Raw genomic sequence first — 3295 nt, forward strand, 5'->3', positions numbered from 1 at the left:
ACCTGGATTCCCGTATTCTCATAACGAGTTAGGTGGGAGGACCCCAAAGTGGTGATAAAGTTCCTTTTGCTTTTCAAGAATCTCGCCAACACTTAATTTATGGCCCGGTTGTTCAAAACATTCGATGACGTCCAGTTTATCTAAAGCACTTGAAATAGTATAAGTTTTAAATAAATCATGATCTTGCATCTGCTTTTTGATGTAAGAAAGATAAATAAGTGCGATAAATTCCACAAACAATTTACCATCTAGGCTTTGTTCAGATGAAACTAGGGTACGTCGCATATTGAGGCGTTCCTTCAAATTACCGAATGCCTTTTCTATGACATCTTTATTACGATAAATTTCTAAAGCCGTGATCGCATCCATCTTCTCATTCGTCACCAATACAAAGAAGCCATAATATCGTTTAGCTTTTTTGATTGCCTCTTCATTTACCTTAACTTGAACACCACGCTTTGGCGTGGTTTTGATATCAAAGTACTTTTTATATTGGTTCTCATGTTCAGGAACACGGATACCGGATTCTAATTCCTGTTTTAAACTGATGAGTTTACGATCAAACGCCTTTTCCTCATCAGCTGCTCGATCGATATTATAGTAATAGTGAATATATAGCTGCTTCCTGTCTGTAATGGTATCCCCCTTATAGGGTCGCTCTTGTGTATAGTTCCACTTCGTGAGGACACTTCGATGATAGAGTTCATATTTTTCACTATAGTTTTCAAATGAACGAAAATCATCGTGGATGATATCCAATTCCTTCTTTACAAAAGAAAGGGAAGTCTTAACACCAACTAAAAATTTGCGATGGTCTTTATAAAAATCATTGATGTTATCTGCACTATAGAATCCTCTATCCAAAACTAACTTAACTTTAGAAAAGCCAAGTAGATCTAGGTCTTCAATCAATTTTTTGATCGTCTTTGAGTCTGGGATATTTCCAGCGAGTTTGCGATAATAGAATGGTAGATTAGAAGATTCACCGAACACGAGTGCAAGATTAATTTGAGGCAACGAATCATCTTCCTTGTTTACTCCGTATTGAACCTGGCGTAAACACTCGGAATAGCTGGATATTGAAGTTGTGTCGTATGCCCAATACTCTTTTTCAGTTCTACGTTTTCCCTGGAGACGAAAGAACATGTTCTTTTGTTCCTCAGAGATCGACGCAAAGAGTTCACTGCTTCGTTGAGAGGTAATATTCTTTCCGTAAGGATGCTTATGTAGGCTACCCCATTTCTCGAAACGGTATAATGGATTCTTATCTTCAAGTAAGAGGTAGTAAGCGATTGAAAGAATCTGTTTATAGGTGTCAGGAAAGCACTGTTTTAAGTCTTCGATAATACCTAACTTTTCACCGATGGCATCAAATAAATAAGTCGCACCATAAAAGGATCTGGACGTATTCTGTACGGGAACAGGTCCTCTTTTTATAGGTTCTGAAGATTCCTTCTTCTTTTTATTTCTGCCATCCGTGGGTACGATCTCACCCGTCTCTTTATCTACACGACCAATGAGCGTACGTTTCGCACGTGATTGTTGTTTCTCTTTATCCCAATAAGAAGTTGATTGATAAGCATAGGTAATTCCAGAACGCTTATCCGTTTGATATACGATAGCCATAAAGCATCCCTCCTAGTTACATATAGTATAACACATAACGAGGAAAAAGACAAGAAAAAATTGGTAAAATACCAATTATTTCAACACTTATTGTCAGTTTCACGTTATGATATGGCGGGAATGCAGGTTAATAGGGGCGGGTGCTGGATACGTAGCTGATAAGGTAATTGCTGCTAAAGCTGCAGCTGCAGCTGATTCGGCAGCTTCAGTTTTAGGAGCTGATGGTGATCCTACTAATGAAGTTAAGCAAGTTGGAGAAACATTATATCACTTAACTGATTATGAAACCGCCCAGAAGATTAAAGAATCAGGCCAGTTAATAGCAAGTAAATGGGAGTCTGGAGTATGCGCATGGACAAAAGTTCCAACCTTACAACAAGCTGCTGATAGTGGAGCAGCTAAATTGGATTATATAGTAAAATTTCAAACTAATTATACAAGTTGGGTTCCTGATGCAGGGCTAAAACATAATCCACAATTATTTAATATAGCAGTACGTAGTTATGATAAGGTGGTAGAAATCTATAATATAGTAATCGATAAGTTTCATTGAAAGGTGATAATATCATGGATAATAAAGAAATAATATTAAAAGTGAAAGATTTAAGTCATGCTAGTAGTTGTAAAACTCATAATCATAGAATAATAGATTATTTTCATTTTTTTTCATATGAATTCAAAAGTCAACATATTTATGGTGTTATTAATAGTTTTGGATCTGGTGGTCAAACACTTATTAGTGTATTAGCAGGTTATGAAGAAAATTATCAAGGTGAAATATTTTTAAATAACAGAAAAGTATCACATAAAGAATTAAAAAATATTACTTGTTGTATAGAAAGTAATCCTCAGTACATAAAAGGAAATTTTTTTAGGAAAAATTCTGTCATTTCATATCTAAATAAAGCTATTAAAAATAATATGAATTTTAATGATAGTCTAGAAAATGTTATAAAAGTTTTTGATTTAAGTAGATTAAATCATGATATTAGGTATACAAGTGGGGAACAATGGAGAATAATCTTAGCTTTAGGTTATTGTATGGGGAAGAAAGTATTTCTATTTAATTGGTTAAACTACTGGAATTTAAGGTTTTTTTTAGAGGAATACAAAATTTTGTTAAACTATTTAAAAGATAAGGGTTGCATTGTTATTATTCCAACTGACAAAACTGAAGAAATAGAGAATTTGTTTGATAAAATTGTACATATATCCAACAATTTAGAGGGCCAATTAATCCAAAGTCGAATATAAATTGGTAAAGGTTCATTTATATTTTAAAGGCGCTCACTCTTACATTAGATGGTAGACTATTACATAAAAATCACTGAATATAACTAATAATAGCAACACTACAGTCTAAATACATGAAGTATGTGGAAACAGACTAATCAATTTGATTTTATCAATCAACATCTCCTATTTTAAATTGCGTAATAGTTAAATGCTAAAAATTTCCCCCCCCTTATTTTTTGGTAAGGGGGAGTCTACTATTACACAAAAATAATTGTTTTAGCGTAATATTAGCAATTCGACTGTCTAAACACACGTCGAGAGCGTGGTATTGATATGTGCGTCCAGCGAAGCTGGCAAATGCTAACAGGTGAAAGTCCTGTAGTGGTAAAGGTAGGGCAGCCACTTAGTCAGTAACCAGCGTATGAAGTAATTT

General features: G+C 34.4%; 3 protein-coding genes. 2 read left to right on the plus strand and 1 reads right to left on the minus strand.

Annotated features, from left to right (window positions below; translation table 11 throughout):
* Window positions 1–18: 18 nt before the first annotated feature.
* A complete protein-coding gene (locus ACESM9_RS15220) occupies window positions 19–1626 on the minus strand; it encodes an IS1634 family transposase (RefSeq protein WP_373000660.1) in 1608 nt (535 codons plus the stop codon).
* A 106-nt stretch (window positions 1627–1732) separates the two neighbouring features.
* On the opposite strand from ACESM9_RS15220, the gene ACESM9_RS15225 reads away from it, so the two are divergent.
* Together ACESM9_RS15225 and ACESM9_RS15230 are read left to right on the plus strand one after the other, a co-directional pair.
* Entirely contained in the window at window positions 1733–2179 is a 447-nt protein-coding gene (locus ACESM9_RS15225) for a hypothetical protein (RefSeq protein WP_373000663.1), read from the plus strand.
* A gap of 14 nt (window positions 2180–2193) precedes the next feature.
* Window positions 2194–2880, plus strand: a complete 687-nt coding sequence (locus ACESM9_RS15230; RefSeq protein WP_373000666.1) for an ATP-binding cassette domain-containing protein — start codon at window positions 2194–2196, stop codon at window positions 2878–2880.
* Window positions 2881–3295: the final 415 nt, after the last annotated feature.

The sequence above is a fragment of the Lutispora sp. genome, from assembly GCF_041687175.1.
Lineage (GTDB): Bacteria > Bacillota > Clostridia > Lutisporales > Lutisporaceae > Lutispora.

Bases quoted from the DNA above. Each gene is read 5' to 3' on its own strand.
- ACESM9_RS15225 (WP_373000663.1), top strand. From the start codon at position 1,733: ATGATATGGCGGGAATGCAGGTTAATAGGGGCGGGTGCTGGATACGTA.
- ACESM9_RS15230 (WP_373000666.1), top strand. From the start codon at position 2,194: ATGGATAATAAAGAAATAATATTAAAAGTGAAAGATTTAAGTCATGCT.
- ACESM9_RS15220 (WP_373000660.1), bottom strand. From the start codon at position 1,626: ATGGCTATCGTATATCAAACGGATAAGCGTTCTGGAATTACCTATGCT.